General features: G+C 52.9%; 16 protein-coding genes. 6 read left to right on the top strand and 10 right to left on the bottom strand.

Annotated features, from left to right (window positions below; translation table 11 throughout):
* Positions 1-20 precede the first annotated feature (20 nt).
* Positions 21-833 (top strand): mannosyl-3-phosphoglycerate phosphatase-related protein, encoded by an 813-nt coding sequence (locus tag VSR74_RS15795; protein WP_347795591.1) that lies wholly within the window; start codon positions 21-23, stop codon positions 831-833.
* Here VSR74_RS15795 and dgcQ read toward each other — a convergent pair.
* The 3 genes from dgcQ to VSR74_RS15780 all read right to left on the bottom strand — a co-directional run bounded on the left by dgcQ (position 830) and on the right by VSR74_RS15780 (position 3,818).
* Positions 830-2,572, bottom strand: a complete 1,743-nt coding sequence (gene dgcQ, locus VSR74_RS15790) for a cellulose biosynthesis regulator diguanylate cyclase DgcQ (protein WP_411914260.1) — start codon at positions 2,570-2,572, stop codon at positions 830-832. The two genes, VSR74_RS15795 and dgcQ, sit on opposite strands and share 4 nt — an antisense overlap.
* 78 nt (positions 2,573-2,650) lie before the next feature.
* On the bottom strand, positions 2,651-2,830 hold the full coding sequence (locus VSR74_RS15785; RefSeq protein WP_347795589.1) for a YodC family protein: 180 nt from the start codon (positions 2,828-2,830) through the stop codon (positions 2,651-2,653).
* Positions 2,831-2,906: 76 nt separating this feature from the next.
* Entirely contained in the window at positions 2,907-3,818 is a 912-nt protein-coding gene (locus tag VSR74_RS15780; protein ID WP_347795588.1) for a DUF808 family protein, read from the bottom strand.
* Between the two features lie 179 nt (positions 3,819-3,997).
* Between VSR74_RS15780 and yedA the strand changes: the two genes are divergently transcribed.
* Complete coding sequence (gene yedA / locus VSR74_RS15775; protein ID WP_347795587.1) at positions 3,998-4,909, top strand: drug/metabolite exporter YedA; 912 nt, start codon at positions 3,998-4,000, stop codon at positions 4,907-4,909.
* Here the strand turns inward: yedA and VSR74_RS15770 are convergent.
* Genes VSR74_RS15770 through drpB form a run of 4 tightly spaced genes read right to left on the bottom strand, consistent with a single transcriptional unit; the run spans position 4,884 to position 7,855 of the window.
* Complete coding sequence (locus tag VSR74_RS15770) at positions 4,884-5,378, bottom strand: very short patch repair endonuclease (RefSeq protein WP_347795586.1); 495 nt, start codon at positions 5,376-5,378, stop codon at positions 4,884-4,886. The genes yedA and VSR74_RS15770 overlap by 26 nt on opposite strands.
* Positions 5,359-6,774 carry a DNA cytosine methyltransferase gene (locus VSR74_RS15765; RefSeq protein ID WP_347795585.1) on the bottom strand — a complete coding sequence of 472 codons (1,416 nt, stop codon included), beginning with the start codon at positions 6,772-6,774 and terminating at the stop codon, positions 5,359-5,361. The genes VSR74_RS15770 and VSR74_RS15765 overlap by 20 nt, the downstream gene beginning before the upstream one ends.
* Positions 6,775-6,831: 57 nt before the next feature.
* A complete protein-coding gene (locus VSR74_RS15760) occupies positions 6,832-7,527 on the bottom strand; it encodes a phosphohydrolase (protein WP_347795584.1) in 696 nt (231 codons plus the stop codon).
* 58 nt (positions 7,528-7,585) lie between these two features.
* A complete protein-coding gene (gene drpB / locus VSR74_RS15755) occupies positions 7,586-7,855 on the bottom strand; it encodes a cell division protein DrpB (RefSeq protein WP_347795583.1) in 270 nt (89 codons plus the stop codon).
* Positions 7,856-8,550: 695 nt separating this feature from the next.
* Here drpB and ompC point away from each other — a divergent pair.
* Positions 8,551-9,726, top strand: coding sequence for a porin OmpC (gene ompC / locus VSR74_RS15750; RefSeq protein WP_347795582.1), 1,176 nt, complete (start codon positions 8,551-8,553; stop codon positions 9,724-9,726).
* Positions 9,727-9,799: 73 nt separating this feature from the next.
* On the opposite strand, the gene VSR74_RS15745 is transcribed toward ompC, so the two are convergent.
* Complete coding sequence (locus VSR74_RS15745) at positions 9,800-10,696, bottom strand: N-acetylmuramic acid 6-phosphate etherase (protein WP_347795581.1); 897 nt, start codon at positions 10,694-10,696, stop codon at positions 9,800-9,802.
* Between the two features lie 165 nt (positions 10,697-10,861).
* Here VSR74_RS15745 and VSR74_RS15740 point away from each other — a divergent pair, with 165 nt between their 5' ends.
* Together VSR74_RS15740 and dcuR are read left to right on the top strand one after the other, a co-directional pair.
* Positions 10,862-12,481 carry a sensor histidine kinase gene (locus tag VSR74_RS15740; RefSeq protein WP_347795580.1) on the top strand — a complete coding sequence of 540 codons (1,620 nt, stop codon included), beginning with the start codon at positions 10,862-10,864 and terminating at the stop codon, positions 12,479-12,481.
* Positions 12,478-13,197, top strand: a complete 720-nt coding sequence (gene dcuR / locus VSR74_RS15735; RefSeq protein ID WP_347795579.1) for a two-component system response regulator DcuR — start codon at positions 12,478-12,480, stop codon at positions 13,195-13,197. Before VSR74_RS15740 ends, dcuR begins: the two co-directional genes overlap by 4 nt.
* Here dcuR and VSR74_RS15730 read toward each other — a convergent pair.
* Both VSR74_RS15730 and VSR74_RS15725 read right to left on the bottom strand, forming a co-directional pair.
* Positions 13,178-14,143 (bottom strand): FAD:protein FMN transferase, encoded by a 966-nt coding sequence (locus VSR74_RS15730; RefSeq protein WP_347795578.1) that lies wholly within the window; start codon positions 14,141-14,143, stop codon positions 13,178-13,180. The two genes, dcuR and VSR74_RS15730, sit on opposite strands and share 20 nt — an antisense overlap.
* A gap of 60 nt (positions 14,144-14,203) precedes the next feature.
* Positions 14,204-16,984: a flavocytochrome c gene (locus tag VSR74_RS15725; RefSeq protein WP_347795622.1), complete on the bottom strand. Its 2,781-nt coding sequence runs from the start codon at positions 16,982-16,984 to the stop codon at positions 14,204-14,206.
* A gap of 631 nt (positions 16,985-17,615) precedes the next feature.
* Between VSR74_RS15725 and VSR74_RS15720 the strand changes: the two genes are divergently transcribed.
* The gene (locus tag VSR74_RS15720) at positions 17,616-19,124 is read left to right on the top strand and encodes an anion permease (protein ID WP_347795577.1); all 1,509 of its coding nucleotides are present in this window, start codon (positions 17,616-17,618) and stop codon (positions 19,122-19,124) included.
* The last annotated feature ends 47 nt before the right edge of the window (positions 19,125-19,171 follow it).

Raw genomic sequence — 19,171 nt, 5'->3', positions numbered from 1 at the left:
CGCGTGCATTAGGAGAACTTATGTTTGACCCGCAACAGCCGCTGGTGATTTTTACCGATCTTGATGGTTCTCTGCTGGATAGCCACAGTTACGACTGGCAGCCCGCCGCGCTATGGCTGATGCGCCTTAAGCAGCAGCATGTTCCGGTTATTCTGTGCAGCAGCAAAACGGCTGCGGAAATGCTGTTGATCCAAAAAGAGATAGGCCTCGAAGGGCGTCCTTTCATCGCCGAGAACGGTGCGGTGATCCAGCTTGACGCACAGTGGCGGGACGATGAGTCCTGGCCGAGGCTTATCAAGGGCGCACCTCATGCAGAGATTCTTAGCGTCCTTCAGCATCTGCGCGAACGCGATGGCTATAAATTTACGACCATTTCTGATGTCGATGAACAGGTGTTTAGCGAGTGGACGGGACTGGATCACAAACATGCTGCGCTGGCACGTCTTCAGGAAGCCTCTGAGACGCTTATCTGGCGTGATTCAGATGAACGCATGGCGGCATTTTCGGCGAAGCTCCAGCAGCTTGGGCTGCGCTTTATTCAAGGTGCGCGTTTCTGGCACGTGCTGGATGAGCAGAGCGGGAAAGCCCAGGCAGTCAGTTTTTTACGTCGGCGAATGTTACAGCGCGAAGGCCACGATCGTCTCGCAATTGGCCTTGGCGACGGCCCCAATGACGCAGAGCTACTGGACGCCACCGACTACGCGGTGGTCATCAAAAGCCTGAGCCGCGCGGGCGTTCAGTTGCAAAATGATGACCCACAACGGGTCTATCACACAGAGCAGCGCGGCCCGCACGGCTGGAGCGAAGGAATAAATCATTTCCTCGGCGGCTAATCTTCTGCGCGCACCTGATTGCGTCCGGCCTCTTTCGCCAGGTAGAGACGGCGGTCGGCAACGGACTGCAAATGGGCAAAATCATAACGATGATGCTCATTGCTGGCAGAAACACCCACTGAAGCGCTGACCCGAATGGTTTGCCCTTTCGATACCAGGATCTCCCGGCTGTTAATACTCTCGCGGATCCGCTCCGCGATCTCACGAGCATGCGCCAGAGTCGCGTTAGGCAATACGACACAAAACTCTTCACCGCCCACACGCCCGGCGATATCGCCTTCGCGTATTTTATTGGCGATCAGGCGGGCGATATGCGCAAGCACCCGGTCTCCCGCCTGATGTCCGTAGTGATCGTTGATTGACTTAAAGTGATCGAGGTCGAGTTGCAGAACCGCCAGCGGTTTTCCTTCCTGGCGGCACAACGCTGACGCCGTGGCCGCACGTTCAAACAGCGCGCCACGATTGTAGAGCCGCGTCAGCGCATCGTACCAGGCGCGCCACTGCAACGACTCCTGCAGAGTGTACATATTGCTGACCATCTGGCGGATAACCACCCAGGAGAGGATCAGCATGCCGGTAAACAGCACCCACAGAAGCGTCAGTGCGATGCTGATACGGCCGAAATCACCGCGCAACCCCTCATTCAGACTGTGGATCCGCAGCAGAACACCATCGAAATTACGCAACTTCTCCCAACTGATATAACGCGTCATTTCCCGCAGGCTACCGTTGTTATCCTTTTCATACGCATTGGCAAGCTGCGCCTGAAGCTGCGGCGATAATGGCACAACCTGCTTTTCCGAAGAGGCTATCAGGTTCATACGGCTATCATAGAGTTGATATTCACCTTCCGTTTCACCTTCAACCGCGTGCAGCAGGAACGCCCCCATATCGCTCACCGACAGTTGTGTAGCCAGTACGCCAAACCAGTAATTCTGAGCGTTCAGCGAGACGGAGGCGGTAACCTGTTGCGCTTCATGCTGTTTATCATCTGAGAAAGTGGTGTACCAGCGCACGCCCCTCCCCGGGTTGCTGCGTTCAGATTGCTGGGTAAACCAGGGGCTGGTCACCAGCCCGTAATATTGCTCGGTGATATTTTTCGTGACGGGTTCGTTGCTGAGGAAAAACCCCGCACGCGAAACGTAAAGCATCCGCGGGGAAAAACGTGAAAGATGGTGGCCGGTAATCGACGAAAGCCGCAGCAAATAGCCTAACTCCATCGCGGCGGTAAATTCATTCCCCAGCAACGGGTTATCACGGGACAAAAAATGGGTCTGTTCGACAAACGCATCCGAGACGCCATTCAGCGGCAGCGTGCGTCGATTATCCAGTACGATATGCCAGTCTGGCAGGTGACGCTTGCGGGAGAACTCCTTTTCAGAATCACGCAGCACCGCAATAGCAAGCGGCGTCTGCAAAGCGGCCTGCATTCCATTGCGGAAAAACAGCAGGCGATCGACGTTGAATTGCAATTGCGCGTCCATCTCGCGAACAACGTTTTCCAGATTGTTACGTTGGTTGGCAATATATGCCTCTTCCAGCACCACCGTTTCACGCCACGTCAGTAGTGTTGAAAACAGCAGAACCACGCAAAAGCAAATGTTAACCACCCTGCCAGGTCTGGATTGCTGGCCGAGTTTTCTTAACCAACCGGGGGATTTTTCGGGGGCTACGGGATGCACAAAAACTCCCTGCGAAACTCCTGATGGACAGACAACGTACTCACTCCTGTTAACCATTTCACCGAACAGCGCTGTGTTTACCCGGCTTACAATACTGCCTGGTGACAAAAAGCCCGGCCTGCGCCGGGCTCTTCACTATCTCTTTTCCTGTGACGATTTACCACCGGGCATAAGCTCATCTTCGCGGAACGCTTCCCGCTTGACGCCAAAACCATCATACCAGCGGCATTCAACCATACCGCTGGAATACCCCGTGACGACCATCCGCTGACCGCCATTTTTTGAGCGAACTTCATCACTGACCAAAAAGACCATAGTGCCTCCGGTATCAGAGTGAAACAATTTCACATTAGACGATCGCAGAGGAGTTTGCGTAGTCGGCGCGCACTTTTTATCCTTCTTGCCCGCGCAGGCGGTTGATGCCATTCACCGCAACCACGACCACAGCACCAATAATAAAGCCAAGAACCAGATTCATCAGCGTCGGCAATAACATCGCCATCAGCGCGCCCTGCCCGGCGGCAAAGCTTTCAATCGCATGATGTAACGGTGCAACACCGTGAACCACAATGCCGCCACCGACTAAAAACATCGCCAGCGTACCGACCACCGACAAAATTTTCATCAGCCAGGGTGCAACAAAAAGTAACCCTTTGCCAACGCCCTGAGCTAACGCGCCCTGTTTTTCCGCCAGCCAGTACCCCATATCATCCAGCTTGACGATAACCCCCACCAGCCCGTAAACGCCGACGGTCACCAGCAGAGCAATACCAGAGAGGATCAGCACCTGATTCAGCAAGGGTGCATCGGCAACAATACCAAGGGTGATAGCGACGATTTCTGCCGACAGGATAAAGTCGGTACGGACAGCGCCCTTCACTTTGTCCCGTTCGTAGACCATGGGATCCTGCTGCGCTATCGCATCCAGTCGCTGTTGACGCGCAGCATCGTCCTCTTTGTGCTTGCGGGCGTGGAGCGTATGCACCACTTTCTCAACGCCTTCGTAGCAGAGAAAAGCGCCGCCAATCATCAATAACGGCGTTACAGCCCAGGGGATAAAAGCGCTGATCAGCAAGGCCAGGGGCACCAGAATCACTTTATTCAACAGCGACCCTTTTGCCACACTCCACACCACCGGCAACTCACGGTTTGCGCGCACACCTGAAACCTGCTGCGCATTCAGTGAGAGATCATCGCCTAAAACACCTGCAGTTTTCTTCGCCGCCAGCTTGCCCATCATTGAGATGTCATCCAACAACGTGGCAATATCATCCAGTAAGGTTAATAAACTACTTCCCGCCACAATGGGTTCCTTCCGTTATTCTGTTTATACAATACACAGTATGGAGCACGTGCCTGGGCTAAATATAACATACATACTGCAAACACAAATGCAACATAAACCCTGCCAATAAAAGCACTCGCCAGGGGATCGTTTTGCCGCTTACTATATCCCGCCTTTGTCACACTCCGTGAGGAATTATGCGTTTTAAACATCTCTTGCCGCTCGTCGGCGCGCTTTTCGCACTCTACATAATCTGGGGGTCGACCTACTTCGCCATCAGCATTGGCGTTGCCAGTTGGCCGCCGTTTATGATGGCTGGCGTGCGCTTCCTCTCGGCCGGGATTTTACTGCTAAGTTATCTGTTGCTGACGGGCCATCGCCTCCCCGCATGGCGGCCGTTGCTGAACGCAGCGCTGATTGGCGTGTTACTGCTCTCGGTGGGTAACGGCCTCGTCACCGTCGCGGAACACCAAAACGTGCCCTCAGGCATTGCCGCAGTCATGGTGGCTACCGTCCCCCTCTTCACGCTCTGTTTCAGCCGCTTTTTCGGCATCGCCACGCGCAAAGTGGAGTGGCTCGGTATCGCCATTGGCCTTGCAGGGATTATCCTGCTCAACAGCGGCGGCAACCTGAGCGGAAATCCGTGGGGCGCGGTGCTGATTTTAATCGGCTCGATGAGCTGGGCATTTGGTTCCGTTTACGGCTCCCGTATTGAATTACCGGTCGGGATGATGGCGGGCGCGATTGAGATGCTTGCCGCCGGTATCGTACTGATGTTCGCCTCGTGGCTCACCGGCGAGCGCCTGACCGCGATGCCGGATACCTCCGGTTTTCTGGCCGTGGCGTATCTGGCGATTTTCGGCTCGATCATCGCCATCAATGCCTACATGTTCTTAATTCGCAACGTCACGCCTGCGGTCGCTACCAGCTACGCCTATGTCAACCCGGTGGTTGCCGTCCTGTTGGGGACTGGCTTTAACGGCGAACGCTTATCCGGCGTTGAGTGGCTGGCGCTGGTGATTATCATCACCGCCGTGGTACTGGTTACGCTGGGAAAATATCTTCTGGGTGGCAAAAGCAGCGTTACATCGTGTCAGGTAGAGAAGTAATCGCCAGTTGCGACATCCCCTGAGTGCCGATCTGTGCGCTACCCTCACCTGCGCAGATCCACTCTTCCAGTCGCTCATTCAGACCGCGATCGCTCAGTTTTTCGCGCCCGCGCAGGGCGCATTCCCAGATAATCAATACCCGCCAGCCTAGCTGATGCAGTCGTGCGACATCACGCTTATCGCGTTCGACATTGCCGGCGATTTTTGCCAGCCAGAATGCCGTGCGCGTGGCCGGTACTTTAAACAGATAGCAGTCATGGTGATGCCAGAAACAGCCGTGGGTAAAAATTACGCAGCGGTAATCGTGCAATGCAAAGTCGGGACGCCCGGGCAGCGTTTTTTCCTGTGCCGTCCAGGTGAAGCCACACTCCGTCAGCAGCGTGGCGAGGCGTTTTTCAATCGCCGTATCGCGCGTCCCTATCGCCCGCATATTTTTACTGCGGGTGGCTTTATCGTGAACGTCCGCCATCTTTTTCTCGCATGGAAACCGCCTGCAAAATACGCGAACGCAGCAGACGCGCCACCGCCGCAAACACCGGCACCACCACCGAATTACCAAACTGGCGGTACGCCTGGGTGTCCGATACCGGGATGCGGAACTGATAGCCCTGCGGTTTCTCAAAACCCATCAGGCGCGCGCATTCTCGCGGCGTCAGGCGGCGCGGGCGATGAAGCTGGTTTTGCGGATCGTCGAAATGTTTTTCACCCAGCGCTTTATCCCAGCCACGGTCGATCAGGATTTCCGCGCCATCTTTGTAATAACGTGCGGAAAGTGTGCGCGCCACGCTGCCCGGACGCGTGGGATCAACCATTCCATATCCAAAGCCGTTGCCTTTTGCCTGATGTTTTCGCGCATAGCGATAGAGGTATTTCCACAACACAGGCGTGAGAATGAATTTCTCCTCAACGGTTGGCTCCAGCAGCTCACCAAACTCCGGGCGTCGCGCCGGGTAATAGTCAGGGATATCGCGCAGAGTAAAGCCTTTATGCAGGCCCAAATCACGGCGGAACCCTACCAGCACAATGCGCTCACGGTGCTGCGGCAGGAAATGCTGGCCATCAATAATTTTCGGATCGTCTGCCCCCATATCGGCGGCATCGGCCACCTCATAGCCCAGTTCATCGAGCGTTTGCATTATAATGCGGAAGGTTTTGCCGCCATCATGGCTTTTGAGGTTTTTAACGTTCTCCAGCACGAAAATCGGTGGGCGACGGGCATCGATTATCCGTACCACATCAAAAAACAGCGTCCCCTGCGTATCACAGGCAAAACCGTGGGCGCGCCCGAGCGCATTTTTCTTGGAGACGCCCGCCAGAGAAAACGGCTGACAGGGGAAGCCCGCCAGCAGCACATCATGCTGAGGAATATTCTGACGAATATGTGCCTGAGCGTCACTGTCGCTCACGGAGGGTTGATGGCTGAGGGTGATATCGCGGATATCGGCATTAAAATGATGTTCGTTCGGGTCACAGTACCAGTTGGCTTTATAGGTACGTACCGCGTGTTTATTCCACTCGCTGGTGAAAACGCACTGCCCGCCGATAGCTTCAAAACCATGGCGGATGCCGCCGATTCCGGCAAAAAGATCAACAAAGCGAAACGCGTAATCAGGATGATGTGCCGGGGGGTGCGGCAACATGCCCGCCAGTTGTGCCGTCTCATTTTCACTCAGACGGGTATTCGCCCGCGCCAGCGTGACCACACGTTTGACAATCGCCGGGCTCCAGTGCTGCTCGCCGACGGCGTTCAGTTGTGCAACGACCGTTTTGAGATCGTAAATTTCCAGCACATGCTCAAGCAGCGCCTGGGCATCGGATACCTCCGTCCGGTGCGGGGCCGCATGAAGTGACTCACTCTGTTGCATAGATTTAACCAGACCAGACAAATAATCGTGAGATTACCATACTTTGCAGCAGGAGATTCATTCAGGCGGCGTAAATCGGCGTAGCACCGCCTCGTCCAGTCCCTGTGGATCACCGCTCAACTCTGCGCTGAGTTTGGCCATAAACTGCACCAGGTAATCAGCATTATGTTGCGCAAGCTCTCGCCCTCTTCTTGTCTGCATGGTTTGCGGCAGACGTAACAGCTTGGTTTGGAAGTGATCCAATGCCCAACGTTTATCATCCAGCGCCCGCTGGTCAGCGAAAGGATCGTCAGCATCGAAAAGCGCCGAGTTCATCGCCCCTGAGACGGCAAAAACCCGAGCCAGGCCGATTGCGCCCAGCGCTTCAAGGCGATCGGCATCCTGCACAATCTTTGCCTCCAGGGTAAGCGGCACGATCTGCGCGCTAAAGCTATGTGCTTCGATGGCGTGCGCCAGCGCAGGAAAGTGTTCGGCAGGAAAATCGGGGAAATCCTGACGCAGGATCGTCTGCGCCCGTTCCGCAGAGAGGCGTGAAGCACGCGAACGATCAGGATGGTTTTTCGGCGGGCTGATAATATCGTGGAAATAACAGGCGGTGAGGAGAACCAGGAAACAGACGGGTTCTTCCCCTGCGATGTGCCTGGCAGTGTGCCAGACACGTCGAAAATGGGAAATATCGTGGGCTGCGTCACCTGCGGGATAGTTTTGCGCAAACCAGCGTTCAAAACGCTGCTGCCAGACATCAATAGTCATCTCGTTACGGCCTTTAATGGTACTCAGACCGCGAGCATAGCAAGTTTAGTTTGACGCTTCATTCCTGGATCTGACGCGGACGGGTGTACCAGGCGATCCCCCCCAGGATCAACCCAACAATGCCCAGCACGATAAAACCAGCCAGTGCGGCCAGCAGCTTACCCGTGGTTGAAGCGATTTCGCCGTCGAGCGTTGCGCCTGGGATGGTTTCAACCTCGCTAATAACCCAAAAGTAACGCACCATCGCCCAAACAAAATAGCCGCAAAACGCATAAAAAACCCACAACGCCAGCTTGCCGCCAGGGCCACGCGTCATCGTCTCTTCCATATAACTCTCTCATCTGGCGAAGAAAATCGTCGTTATCGATACCACGCCATAATAGATAATGTGATTTTCGTCACATTATAACGGTTCTTTTTCTCCTGAGTAGCGTGGGGAAGCCCTGCGTAAGTGCAAAATGCCGATCATTTGATCTTCGGCAATTTTGTGAAGATTCTCACAGTTTCTACATTCCCTCCCCCTGTCGCTGTCATTTTTCTCGGATAAAAATAGTTTTCCCATATGCATATCAAATAAGAAATTCACACCTCTAATATAAATCACTCCGTATTCAGACTTTCTTTTTTATTTCTTTCGTGCAACCATAAATTCGTTATTAGCCTTTTGTTGTTTTACACTGCACTCGTTAAATTTTTCATCTATCGCAGGCCCGATAAATACTTTTATCGGGCTTTTTTTTGTTTCCCGCTCTCGAATGATGTTATTTTCAGATATAAACCCGCCAAATACCTCATGCATAAAAAATACAAAATCATTATTAAATCAACCATATACATTCAAGAAAAAGATAAATTTTTCCATAACAATACATATTTAATATTATTGAAATAATTTGAAATATTTAATATAAAATAGTTACATCTTTATCGTAAAACAAAATGAACTCTACCGATAATATCGCCAACGCAATACCGAGATAATTAAAAGCATTCATAAACATTATTATTTAAAGGAAATAAATAATGAAAAGAAAAGTATTGGCAATTCTGGTTCCGGCGTTATTAGTGGCTGGTGCAGCAAATGCGGCAGAAATGTATAACAAGAACGGAAACAAAGTTGATATTTATGGAAAGGTTGACGCACGTCACACTTTCTCTGACAACCCTGGCGACGATGGCGATGAAACCATCATCGAGCTGGGCTTCAAAGGCGAAACCCAGATCACCAACGATTTAACCGGTTTCGGTAACGCGCTGATGAAGGTAAAAGCAAGCGATACCGAAGGCAGTGACAACATGTACGCAAAACTGGCCTTCGCCGGTTTGCGTTATACCGATGCAGGTTCATTCGACTATGGCCGTAACTACGGCGTCGTATACGACGTAGAAGCCTGGACCGATATGCTGCCAGTCTTCGGTGGCGACTCCTACACCTGGACCGATAACTTCATGACTGGCCGAGCAAACGGCGTAGCCACCTACCGCAATACCGACTTCTTCGGTCTGGTTGAAGGCTGGAACTTCGCGCTGCAGTATCAGGGCAACAACGAAGGCAGCAATACTGGCGAAGATCAGGAAGGTACTAAAAACGGTCACGACGACGTTCGCTTCCAGAACGGCGACGGCTTCGGTATTTCCACGACTTATGACTTCGGTGACGTACTGGAAGGCCTGAGCGTCGGCGCAGCATTCTCCTCTTCTGACCGTACTAACGAGCAAGCAATTGCAGGTGGCATTGACAACCGCTACAGCAAATCTGCAGGTGGTTCTGAAGCCGACGCCTGGACTGTAGGTATGAAGTACGATGCCAACAACGTTTACCTGGCGATGATGTATGCGGAAACCCGTAACATGACCCCGTATGGTGACAGCGGTATTGCCAACAAAACCCAGAACTTTGAAGCCGTTGCTCAGTACCAGTTCGACTTTGGTCTGCGTCCGTCTTTAGCATGGGTTTATTCAAAGGGTAAAGACCTGGGCGGCTACAACCACTGGAACGGCCAGTACCACGAGACCGACTACACCGACAAAACGCTGGTGAACTACATCTCCGTAGCAGCAACCTACTACTTCAACAAAAACATGTCTGCTTATGTTGATTACAAAATCAACATGCTGGACAACGATGCTGATTTCTACAAAGACAACGGCATCTCTACCGACGACGTTGTGGGTGTTGGCCTGACTTATCAGTTCTAATTCCCGAAAACACTAAAGCCCGCGATGCGGGCTTTATTCGTTCATCGTTTATTCGTTGCTGAACGTGCCTGATTTATGGCGCTTCCTGCAGCGCCACCCGCACGAAGCCGTTATTTTGCGTCAGTAGCGCATTCGCATCCTGGGGCTCCATCCCGGTGAGCACCATCAGGATCGCCGTTTTACAATGATGATCGCAACGTTCCAGCGCCGCTTTTGCCACCGCGCGTGAACAACTCCCCGCTTCCATCACTATCGCAATCTGCCGCTCGCACCACTGCGTGGTATCGCCCTGTACATCGACGCGCAGGTTGCTGTAAACCCGACCACTGCGAATCGCCAGCCCGGTGGTTAGCATGTTCAGGATCAGCTTCTGCGCGGCGTTCGCTTTCGGATCGCCGTAACCTGCCACCACTTCGGCCCCGGTTTGCGGTGCAATAACCAGCGAAGCCAGTTGCGCAGCTTCGCTCTGTGGGTTGCGGGTGATCACGGCAACGGGTGCCCCTTTCGACCATGCGTGACGCAACGCCCCCCATACCCACGGCGTTTTACCGCCAACGGTCAACCCCAGCAGCATATCTTTGTCGTTGAAACCAATGGCCTCTAAATCGAGCGCGCCGCGATCATAATCGTAAGCGGCTTCACCTTTTTCAGTCAGCATCGCCTGCGGCCCACCCGCGATAAGCCCAACCACCGGGCCATTGCCCTGCGGCGTAAACTCACTTGCCGCCAACATGCCCGCGCGCCCCGACGCTCCTGCGCCAACAATAACCAGACGCCCACCGCGGCTCAGCGCCGCCGTAGCCTGATCAACTAAACGGGTAATTTCATCCAGACAAGGGGTAATAGCATCGGCAATACGTTTATCTTCCTGATTGATAACGTTGAGCATGTCCTCGGTGGACAATCTGTCGATATCAGCGGTCACTGTACTGCGTCGTTCCATGACTGCATCGGTAAGCTTAATGCTCATATACTGCCTCCTTATTATGAGTTACCGAACAATATAAAGTGTTTCATATGGGTAACCTGCGAGTACGGTCACAAAGAGACGTTTGATTTTGTAAGGTTTAGACTGCTTTAAGAAATCCTGCTTATCAGCGATAATGCATCTTTATCACCGATTTCTGGGATCCTGATGCACGACTTTCAGCAGCCTCAGGGCGCGCAAAAACGCCCGATGAAGCTCAGTACTCTGGTAACGTTGATGGTCTGCGGTGTTATCGGTGCCGTCCTGCTGGTTATCTACACCTTCTATCTTGCGCAAATCACCAGGGCGACACGCACGGGATTGCAGGATACCGCCTTCGCCATTGCCAGAACCCTGGCCGACTCCCCCGAAATCAAGCGCGGCTTACTGTCGCCATCGTACAGCGACATCATTCAGCCCCTGACAATGGATGTGAAGCAGCGGAATCATCTGCTGTATGCGGTTATCACGGATATGCACGGTATTCGCTATTCGCATCCGGATCCACGCCGCATCGGCCAGCGCTTTATCGGTGAGGATCTACAACCTGCCCTGCACGGCCAGGAAAACGTCTCCGTTAACCACGGCGTACTTGAAGAAGCGCTGCGCGTATTCACACCGATTTATAACACTCAGCGCCAGCAAATTGGCGTGGTGATTGTCGGTATCTCGATGAATGACGTTCAGGCGCAAATCAATCGCAGCCGCTGGAATGCCATCTGGTTTGTACTCTTTAGCGCCATTATTGGCACATTTGGCACCTGGGTACTGGTGAGGGTTCTGAAAAACATTCTGTTTGGCCTTGAGCCCTACGAGATTTCCACCTTATTTGAACAACGCCAGGCCATGCTGCAATCTCTTAAGGAGGGCGTCATTGCCGTAGATAGTCAGGGGAATGTCACGCTTATCAACCACACGGCGCGACAGATACTGCTGTCGACAAGCAACCGCCTGCCAGGTGAATCGCCACACGCGCCATTACAGGGCGGACTGGAGCAAGTGCTGTCCAGCGGTATCGCCCTTCAGGATCAGGAAGTTGGCTGCAATGGTCGATTGCTACTGACCAACACGGTGCCGGTACTCAGCCAGAGCCGGGTGATTGGCGCCATCTGTACTTTTCGTGATAAAACCGAAGTCAGCCAGCTTATGCAACGAATGGATGGGATGGTGAACTACGTTGACGCCCTGCGCGCCCAGTCCCACGAGTTTATGAATAAATTGCATGTCATTCTGGGGCTTTTGCATATCAAGCGCTATGACAAGCTGGAAGAGTACATTCTGCAAACAGCGCAAAATTATCAGACCGATATTGGTGAGATTCAGCATAAAATAAAATCACCCATTGTCGCAGGGTTCCTGTTAGGCAAGATTAACCGCGCAAAAGAAGCCGGTATTACCCTCACGCTTGCTGAAGAGTCGCGGGTTCCGGACAATGCCAATGAGCAGCAGGTCGCCGTGCTGGTGACGGTTCTCGGCAATCTCATTGAGAACGCCCTCGATGCGATGGCCAGCCAGCCAGAAGGTGAAATCAGCCTCCTGCTCCATTATCAGAATGGCTGGCTTAGCAGCGAAGTGAGTGATGATGGGCCGGGTATTGACCCGGACAAAATCGATGCCATCTTTACCAAAGGTTTTTCGACGAAAGGCGAGAATCGCGGCGTCGGGCTTTTCCTTGCCCGGCAGCAGACAGAAAACCTCGGCGGCAGTATTGCCGTGGAATCCGAGCCTGGCGTCTTTACTCAATTTTTTGTACAAATCCCCTGGGATAGCGAGAGGAATGCCGAGTGATTAATGTGTTAATTGTTGATGATGATGCCATGGTGGCCGATCTTAACCGTCTCTATGTCGAACGGGTTGATGGGTTTACCTGCTGCGGCATCGCCTCAACCCTCAGCCAGGCTCGCGAGTTAATTGAAGAGAGCATTCAGCCTATTGACCTGGTGCTGCTGGATGTCTATATGCAACAGGATAATGGCCTGGATCTGTTGCCGATAATTCGCGCATCGGGACGTGCTATCGATGTCATTATGATCTCCTCCGCCTCCGATGCGGAAACCATCCAGACTTCAATGCATTATGGCGTGGTGGATTATCTGATTAAGCCGTTCCAGTTCCCGCGTTTTGAAGAAGCGCTGACCGGGTGGCGAGAGAAAAAACAATTGATGGGTAATCATAAGTATTACGAGCAAGCGGATGTTGACCGCCTGTTACATGGCGGTGCCCCTGAGCTTGCTGATACAAAACGGCTACCAAAAGGCTTAACCCCGCAGACGCTGCGAACCATTTGCCAGTGGATTGACACCCATCAGGAGAGTGAATTTTCGACAGACGACCTCGCAAACGCGGTCAGTATTTCGCGAGTCTCCTGCCGTAAGTACCTGATTTGGCTGGCGCAAATCAATATCCTTTTTACCAGCATTCACTATGGCGCAACCGGTCGCCCGGTTTATCGCTACCATCTGCTGCCTGAGCAGTACGCCCTGCTTAAACAGTACGCGCAATAAGACGGTAATCGTCATCAAGCAGCGTAAAACGGTAATGATTTGCCGATGAGAGAATAATCTCGCGCTGTTTGGTGACAAATATTGCTTCTATATCTGACCGTGCGCGCAACGCCGCGCAGCCTTTCTCAACGCCCATCCCGTAAATCAGCGTGGACCAGATATCGCAATCCAGAGACTGGCGGGCAATGATAGTCACGCTATCAAGTTCGTTGTCCAGCGGGTAGCCGGTACGCGGGTCAAGAATATGGTGATAGCGGCGACCGTCCTGTTCAAAATAACGTTCATAGACGCCGGAAGTAACAACAGATTGGCCCATGACCTCAATGGTGCCCAGCAATGCTGTACCCGGGGCGAACGGTTTTTTCAGGCCGATTGACCAGCCGCCTTCCGGCGACCCCAGGGTCTGGACATTGCCGCCCAGGTTAATTAATCCCAGCGTGACGCCCTGCTGGCGTAAATAATCACGCACCCGGTCAGCGATATACCCTTTTGCAATCGCCCCCAGGTCAATTTCCATCCCGGGCAGAGTGAGAAAAACGCTGGTTTGCTCGTCATTAAGTACCACGTTTTGCGGGTCAGTTAGCGTCAGGCGCTGCGCAATATCTCCGGCAGGCGGCACACGGTCGCCTTTAAAGCCAATTTTCCAGCATTTTACCAGTGGGCCAATCGCCAGATTAAACGCGCCTCCGGCAACCAGGCTCGCTGCTTTTGCGCATTTGATCAGTTCATACACCGGGCGACTCACACTCACCGGTTGCTGACCCGCCGCCTGGTTGATATCCATCACCTGCGAGTGGGCACGATTCACGGTGAGGAGATCTTCATACTGTTTGATCAGGCTGAAAACGCGGGAAGCAAGAGGTTCGTTATGTTCGAAGAGTTTAAGCAGAATGGGGGAGCCCATCAGAACCGCAGAATAACTGTACATACGTGCATCGTCTGACATTCCAGCCTCCTGTCGCAAAAGAGAACCCGGTAGCCTGGGCTACCGGGATATCAAGGACTGCTAGCTGCGTTTTGCGCGCATCGCGGCCTGATGACCGGCGAGTGTACCAAAGATAATGATGTCGGCAACAGCGTTACCGCCGATACGGTTGCCACCGTGGATACCGCCAACCACTTCACCTGCGGCATATGCTCCGGCGATGGCGTTATGCTCTTTATCCAACACGCAGGTGTCGGTGTTGATAGTTACGCCGCCCATGGTGTGGTGTACGCCCGGCGCAATCTGAATGGCGTGGAACGGCCCTTCATTGATAGGTGCGCGCAGCGCGGTGGTGCGGCCGAAATCATCATCATGCTGTTTTTCAACAAAGCCGTTGTAGCGTTCCAGCGTCGCCAGGAAAGCATCTTCATTCAGCCCCAGTTTTTCCGCCAGCGCGCGCGGTGAACTGGCGCTGGTGACAAACCCACGGCCAATGTATTCATCAGCGGCTTTATTTTTCGCCCGAACATGCTCATCAAATACGATATAAGCATATTTTTCCGGCAGGGCGATGATTTGCGCCGACACTTTGTCGCGGGTTTCCATTTCGTTGAAGAAGCGGCTGCCCTGCTGATTGACCAGAATCGCCCCACCGCCGCGGATGGATTCGGAAATCAGATACGAGGTTTTCTGCTCAACGGTCGGGTGGATCTGAATCTCACCCATATCGACGGTGCCTGCGCCGATTTTTTCCAGCAGTGCAATACCGCCGCCGGTCGCACCTTTATGGTTGGTGGTCACGAAACCAGCGAGATCAGGGCGATATTTCACCACCATCGCACTGTTAGCGCTGAAACCGCCGGTCGCCACGATAATGCTTTTTGTGGCGATGGTCAGGGTTTCTTTCTCTTCCGTCAGCAGGTTAACCGCAGAGACTTCCCCCTCTTCCATGACAATATCCACCACGGAAGTATCGAGCATCACGTCAATATTACGTTTGTTAACGTTACGCACCAGGCCGCTTATCAGATAGCCGCCGACAGCCGATCCATCACGCGGGCGATGGGTACGGTCAATGCTCATCCCACCGGTGGTAGTGATGTCATTAAGCATGATGCCGCGGCTCGCCAGCCATTCAATGGCTTCAGGCGCGTTTTCCACAAAGCGACGCAGCAGTTCCGGGTTATTTTTGTTTTTCCCGCCTTTCAGGGTTTCCTGATAGAACAGCTCTTTGCTGTCCTGAATGCCTTTCACGCGCTGGAAGCGGGTTTCCGCAGCGTTCATCCCGGCAGAAGCTTTAATGGTGTTCCCGCCAATGGTCGGCATTTTTTCGACAATCAGCACGCTCGCACCTTCGTCGTGTGCCTGAATTGCCGCCGCCAGACCTGCGCCGCCGCTACCGACAACCACAACGTCATAGCTTTTCGCTTCTTCGACGTTACCGCCCTCTTCTGCCACCCGCGCTTTGCTCGATTTCAGCATCGCTTTGGACACCGCTTTTTTCACCGCTTCACTCTGGCTGGTTGCGCCGGAGATAGCATCGACGTGCGGCGTGTTGGCCTCAAGAATGCGGGTGCGAATTTCTTCAAAGCTGGTGGTAAATTCAACGCTCTGGTCAGGTGCGCTCGCCAGTTCGATATCCGCGATGCTATCCGTCGCCAGGCTGACGTTGATCACCAGTTCATTGGTATCATCCATCACGGTTTCTACGAAGGTGCCCGCTTTAAATTTCGACTCACCCATGCTCATGTCGCGGATCATGGCTTCAACCAGGAAGAAGCGCCACAGGGGTTCCGGAATGCACAGGGCTTCACGTTGAGTGCTGTCGATGAACAGTTCCGGCGCTTCGCCACGCGCAATACGGTCAGTCCAGTCCGGATAGGCAATGCAGGCGCGTCCGACAGCGACCAGGTCATAACCGTTATCCAGCGCCGTGTCGACATCGGCCTCGTTAACCACCCCGCCCACGCCCATCACCGGCACCTGTGCCAGGGTTTCAGAACGCATCGCGACATATTTTTGGATCAACGGCGTTGGGTCATTGGTCTCAACGATGGAAGGACGCAGCGTCGCGCCCACAGAGAAGTGCAGATAATCCACGCCGCGTTCAGCCAGTTTTTCCAGCAGATACATGGTGTCATCGAAACGGATGCCCGGAATTTCCATCTCTTCTGGTGAGAAACGGTAGCCAATGATGAAGGAATCATCCGCGTACTGGCGAGCCATTTTGTGGGTAATATCCAGCACCGCCAGCGGGAATTTCGCGCGGTTATCGCGACTGCCGCCCCACTCGTCGTCGCGCAGGTTAGAGTTAGGGGAGTAGAATTGTTGAATCAGATAGGTGTTGGCGCCGTGGATTTCCACACCATCAAAACCTGCCTGAATGGCACGGCGTACCGCGTCACCGAATTTCCCCACCATGCCATAGACTTCTTCGGTGGTCAGGGCGACCGGCGTCGCTGCACCATCACGCGGAGCCGCAACGGCACTCGGGCCCACCGGTGTGCGCCCGCCAATCAACTTCGGTTCGACCATGCGGCCGCCGTGATAGATTTGCAGCAGCGCTCTGGAACCCCGTGATTTTATCGCTTCGGCGATTTTCGCCAGCCCGGCGATTTTATCATCGTTGTCGATACCCAGCGCGCCCGGGAAGGCGAGACCGAGATCGTCAACAAAGCAGCACTCCACAATGATAGTGCCGATGCTGCCGGAACGGGCGCGATAGTACTCAATCAACTCACTGCTGACCGAACCGTCGTAATATCCCGAACAGGTGGTCATCGGTGCCATAAATAAACGGTTTTTAATTTCAGTACCGTTAGGTAAGGTGAACGATTCAAGTATGCGATGGTTTGTGCTCATCATATAAAACTCCAAACTTTTTAAAATTGAAATCTGCGAATTTTGAATCGGTGTGTATTTGAGTTATTTTTTCTTCCCGATATTGATGCTACTAATATAATGGTATTTTTAGTTACAAAAGTAATTACGTTAGTTAATAAACTAATGAATCACCGAAATAACACCAGTACCCCCATAGTGTTATTAATAAAAAATACTTTATTCACAATTATTTAAATAATTATTACTTTTCTGTTACCTTTAACGGCGCAAACCCAACGTCAAGGGAATCTTGATAGCTCAATAAAAACAATGCATTAGACAACATTAACCTTATGCTCTATATTTAAAGTAAGCGCCTCCCATCGGGGATAAACGGCAAATATCCCTATAGTCCAACAGGGTTATTCGGAAATAATAAAAAAGCGCATAACCATCCTGTTTTCTTGATCGAGATCAATTGCCTTATTCTTTAAAAGAGCATTAAATAAATATAAAGAACTCCTGATTTATCGCTGACAAAATAGCGCTAAATCTTCATGCCAGTAATACCAAATGCTGCCTTTAATAATTAAATAAAGTAAAAAAACTAAAGAAAGCAAAAAGTCATTTTTGGCATAACCGAATTACTAACAACTTAAGACGCAAAACTATGAAAGAGAAAACCGCCGTAACGCCCCCCGTGGCGAGCAAGCCAAAAGACGGAAATACAAAACGTCTGATGATGATGGCACTGCCGATTATCGTCGCCGTGCTGTTGCTGTTTGTGCCGGTTCCTGAAGGGCTGCCGCCGTATGCCTGGCACTACTTCGCAATCTTTGTCGGCGTGATCGTCGGCCTGATTTTCGAGCCCCTGCCGGGTGCGGTAATTGGCCTGACCGGTGTCGTTGCCATCGCGCTGTGCAGCCAGTGGGTGCTTTTCAGCCCGGAACAACTGGCCGACCCAAAATTCAAACTGGCAGGCGCGTCCTTTAAATGGGCGGTGAGCGGCTTCGGTAACTCAACCGTCTGGTTGATTTTCGGCGCTTTCATGTTTGCTGCTGGCTACGACAAAACCCGCTTCGGCCGCCGTCTGGCTTTGATTCTGGTTAAATACCTTGGTCGTCGCAGCCTGACGCTCGGTTATGCCATCACCTTTGCCGACCTGCTGCTGGCGCCGTTTACGCCGTCCAACACCGCACGTAGCGGTGGGACTATCTACCCTATTATCGCCAACCTTCCGCCACTGTATGGTTCTAAACCGAACGATCCCAGCGCGCGTAAAATTGGTTCTTATCTGATGTGGGTGGCGATTACCGCAGCCTGTATCACCAGCTCCATGTTCCTCTCTGCTCTGGCACCGAACCTGCTGGCGCTGGCGCTGGTAAAAAGCATCCTCGGCATCACCATCTCCTGGGGCACCTGGTTTATCGCCTTCCTGCCGCTGGGTATCCTGCTGATTCTGACCATGCCGCTGCTGGCTTACTGGTTCTATCCGCCAGAAGTGAAAGTAAACGACGAAGTGCCGCTGTGGGCGAGCCGTGAACTGGAAAAACTGGGCAAACTGTCGCGCAACGAAATTCTGCTGCTGGTCTTCGTATGCTGTGCGCTGATGATGTGGATCTTCGCCGCCGCGTGGATTGAACCGGCGATGGCCGCACTGTTGATCGTCGGCCTGATGCTGTGGACTGGCGTACTTGAGTGGAACGATATCACCGGTAACAAAGCCGCGTGGAATACCTTTGTCTGGTTCGCCACCCTGGTTGCGCTGGCAGATGGCCTCTCCTCTACCGGCTTCATTAGCTGGTTGGGTAAAGAAGGTGGCCTGCTGATGAGTGGTATCTCCCCAGGCGTCGCCACTATCGTGCTGCTGCTGGCGTTCTATCTGTTGCACTATCTGTTTGCCAGCACCACCGCGCACACGACGGCGCTGCTGCCGGCAATGCTGACTATCGCCGCCACCATCCCAGGCATGAATATGGAAGTATTTGTTCTGCTGATGGTGACTTCACTGGGTATCATGGGGATCATCACCCCTTACGGTACTGGCCCAAGTCCGATTTACTACGGAAGTGGCTACCTGCCGACCAAAGACTACTGGCGGCTGGGCACCATCTTCGGTGCCATATTCCTGGCAGCCCTGCTGCTGATTGGTTACCCGTGGATGTCCATGATGTTCTGATTCTCAACCGCCGGACGTTAACCTCCGGCGGTTTTATTTTATGGAGC

The sequence above is a fragment of the Pseudocitrobacter cyperus genome, from assembly GCF_039889165.1.
Taxonomy (GTDB): domain Bacteria; phylum Pseudomonadota; class Gammaproteobacteria; order Enterobacterales; family Enterobacteriaceae; genus Pseudocitrobacter; species Pseudocitrobacter cyperus.
This window is presented reverse-complemented; position numbering and strand designations above follow the sequence as displayed.